We start from the raw sequence: 3,040 nt of genomic DNA on the forward strand, positions 1-3,040 counted from the left end.
CACTAACGCCGCCGGGCATGCTCAACACCTCGACGGCCTCGCCGCCGTCCGCAGGCAGCCGCCACAGCGAGCCCGGTGGTTTGTCGGTGCCACCGGCGTTTTCGGCGGTCGGCCGCGACGAGATGAACAAGAGGTCGCCGCCGGTGGTGAACGCCGGTGCCGACTCACCGTTCGAGCCACGGGTAAGGCGGCGTGCGGGTCTTGTGCCGGTGGGATCGATTTCCCAGACGGCGCTGACGTACTCGGCGCGCTTGTCGTTGAGTTCGGCCACGGTGGTTACCACCCGCGACCCGTCCGCCGAGACTGCCAGGCCCGAAACGCGTGGCAGTGTCAAGTAGTCGTCGAGGTTGTCGAATGCCGTTGCGGTCACGACTCGTTGGTAACACAGCGCGGAGCTTTCTGCGGTGTGCGCCATACAACACCGAAGTAAGTTTGATTTTCAAACTTGAAGCTGACATGCTCGTAGGTATGCCCGCTGCGACGCTGGCCGACCTGCCCGGCCGGCCTTGTCCGATCGCCGCCGCGCTGGAATTGGTCGGCGAGCGATGGGCGTTGCTGATCGTCCGCGAGCTGGCGCTGGGCAACACACATTTCCAGGACATCGTTCGCGGCACCGGCGCGCCGAGGGACCGGGTGGCGGCCCGGCTCAAGGCACTGGATGAGGCCGGCGTCATCCGGCGTGTCCGGTATCGCGCAGCGCCACCGCGATTCGACTACCAGCTCACGGATTCCGGCCACGCGCTGCTGCCCGTGTTGGATGCGTTGCTGGCCTGGGGAATTGACCATGCGATCCGTCCGGGCGACCCCGACGGTGACCGCTACCGCTGGACGAAGGCCAAGCAGCCGGCAGGAAGGGCACCATGACCACCGTCAACGACGACACCGAAAAAGAACTGTGGGGACCGCCACGCTCACGCATGGTGACGTGGCACGACCCCGGCCCCGGCACTGCGCGCGGCCTCGCGATGGCAGGGATCGACTACCTCAAGGCGATGATCGCCGGCGAGCTTCCGCCACCCCCGATCGCCGCACTGATGCAATTCGATCTGGTCGAGGCAGAGCCCGGCAAGGTGGTGTTCACCTGCCGACCGGACGGGTCGGTGTACAACCCGAACGGCGGCGTCCACGGCGGCCTGGTCTGCACCCTGCTCGACTCCGTCGCCGGGCTGGCAGTGCACAGCACGCTTCCTGCCGGCAAGGGGTACACCTCGATCGAGATAAAGGTGAATTACCTCAAGGCGGTGCGACTCGACACCGGCCCGTTGACGGCGACCGGGACCGTTCTCAAAGCGGGGTCGCGGGTGGGCTTCACCGAGGGAGTCGTCACCGACGCGTCGGGTGCGATCGTGGCGACCGCTACGAGCACCCTGCTGGTGTTCAACCTGTAGCTCCGGTGACACGCCTGACGGCGGTGGCGGGCTATCGCCCGGCCACCGCCGTCAGTTTGTTTGGTTTGGTCAGCCGCGCCGGCCGCAGACCGGCCAGGCACCGATGCCCTGCGAGTGCAGGACGTTCTCGGCCACCCGGATCTGCTCCTCACGGCTCGCGCCGTTCGGAGAACCCGAGCCACCGTTGGCCCGCCAGGTGCTCGGCGTGAACTGCAGGCCACCGGAGTAACCGTTACCGGTGCTGATCCGCCAGTTGCCGCCGGACTCGCACGCAGCGATCGCGTCCCAGTTGACGCTGTAGGCCTTGACGGGCGCCTTGGCCGGCTCCGGCGCGGGAGCGTCATCGGCAGGCGGAGCCGGTGGCGGGGCTGCATCCGGCGCGGGCGGTGCGTCCGGAGCCGGAGGTGCCGGAGCATCCGGGGCCGGCGGCGGAGGCGCATCGGGAGCGGGCGCATCCGGGGCAGGCGCAGCGTCGGGCACAGGCGCAGGCGGGGCGTCCGGGGCTGGCGCGTCAGGCGCCGTGCCGAAGGCGGCGTTCGCATCCCAGGCGTCACCTTCCGCATAGGCGGTGGCGATGAACGGCGCGGTTGGCGCCGCGGCGAGGAAACCTGCGATCGCAGCCACGGTGAGTGTCTGGCGGACGTTCTTCAACATCGTTCCTTTCGCGGGTGCGCGCGCCGAAATAAGCCCAGCGATGTGGGCGAGTGCCTGTTTCCAGGCGGGTTTGTTTGTTTCGAGCCGCACCGTCTCGTTCGGGCACGACAGCGGGGGCATGAGCCACCATCGGGCTGCTGCCCGACGGCGACACGGCGGCGTCGTCGCCGTCCGCAGCCTCCGCTCACACGCGGGTCCGTGGATTCGATTTTCTTTTGCCGTTTTCTGGCCGACACGGACCGTACGAGACCGAAATGGATTCGTCATATCGAGACACGCGGGCATCTCGAACCAATAACAAGCCGATTACGGACGCGTCAGCTAATTGTCTTCGCAGGTCACCTCGGCGTTTTCCACTCGCATCCAGTCATCGGTGCGGGAGTGTATCCGTGAGCCAAATCACGCAATTTTTGTGAACTGCACCACGCATTTGTCAGGGCTGAACCGATCGGTTCAAGCGCGGTTCGACCATCGCCTTCTGCTGTGCAGGATCTCCCTCTCGTGGCGTTAGCTGGACCGTTCGCGAGCGACTTTGGTCGTCCGGATTTTGTTGTCAGCCCACCGTCGCAAGCCGATAGGTCAATAATCAGCCAGCTCAATGCTTTTCATCGCTCTCCAGCAGGCCAGCCTGATTGGCTTGCCGGGCGTGGGGGATGCGGTCACGCGAAGAGTCGGTACATCAATAAGACTATCCGCCAATAGATTTCGCCGCGGGATCTTCGAGGTTGGCCGCCGCCGATGGAGGCCGCTGCGCGATGAGCGGGCCCGCGGTGCGCCACTCGCCACGGTCCGCATACCTCTTTGCCGGACGCGGCCCGACGATCCAGTTTCGCCATCGGGTGCGGTGAGCCTTGGCGAACCGGTAGCCAACAGGTCGAGACTTCAAACATCCGCTGCCACAACACAATACGGGCGCAACCCAAAATTGAATGGAATATCGCTGCCTGCCAATTAGAGCATTAACCGCTCGAATTCACCAAAATTATCTCAGGCAATAT

At 65.5% G+C, this 3,040-nt stretch carries 3 protein-coding genes and 1 pseudogene; 2 read left to right on the forward strand and 2 right to left on the reverse strand.

Annotation, left to right across the window (positions count from 1 at the left end; genetic code table 11):
* Positions 1 to 370: pseudogene (locus WBF82_RS03535) on the reverse strand (S9 family peptidase); the annotation flags it as partial.
* Between the two features lie 98 nt (positions 371 to 468).
* On the opposite strand from WBF82_RS03535, the gene WBF82_RS03540 reads away from it, so the two are divergent.
* Both WBF82_RS03540 and WBF82_RS03545 read left to right on the forward strand, forming a co-directional pair.
* Positions 469 to 864: a winged helix-turn-helix transcriptional regulator gene (locus WBF82_RS03540; protein WP_424381715.1), complete on the forward strand. Its 396-nt coding sequence runs from the start codon at positions 469 to 471 to the stop codon at positions 862 to 864.
* On the forward strand, positions 861 to 1,388 hold the full coding sequence (locus tag WBF82_RS03545) for a PaaI family thioesterase (protein WP_424381716.1): 528 nt from the start codon (positions 861 to 863) through the stop codon (positions 1,386 to 1,388). The genes WBF82_RS03540 and WBF82_RS03545 overlap by 4 nt, the downstream gene beginning before the upstream one ends.
* A gap of 69 nt (positions 1,389 to 1,457) precedes the next feature.
* On the opposite strand, the gene WBF82_RS03550 is transcribed toward WBF82_RS03545, so the two are convergent.
* Positions 1,458 to 2,039: a transglycosylase family protein gene (locus WBF82_RS03550; protein WP_424381717.1), complete on the reverse strand. Its 582-nt coding sequence runs from the start codon at positions 2,037 to 2,039 to the stop codon at positions 1,458 to 1,460.
* Between the last annotated feature and the right edge of the window lie 1,001 nt (positions 2,040 to 3,040).

It is taken from the genome of Mycobacterium sp. (genome assembly GCF_049673265.1).
Lineage (GTDB): Bacteria > Actinomycetota > Actinomycetes > Mycobacteriales > Mycobacteriaceae > Mycobacterium.

Coding starts and splice junctions, on each gene's coding strand:
- WBF82_RS03540 (WP_424381715.1), top strand. CDS start 469: ATGCCCGCTGCGACGCTGGCCGACCTGCCCGGCCGGCCTTGTCCGATC.
- WBF82_RS03545 (WP_424381716.1), top strand. CDS start 861: ATGACCACCGTCAACGACGACACCGAAAAAGAACTGTGGGGACCGCCA.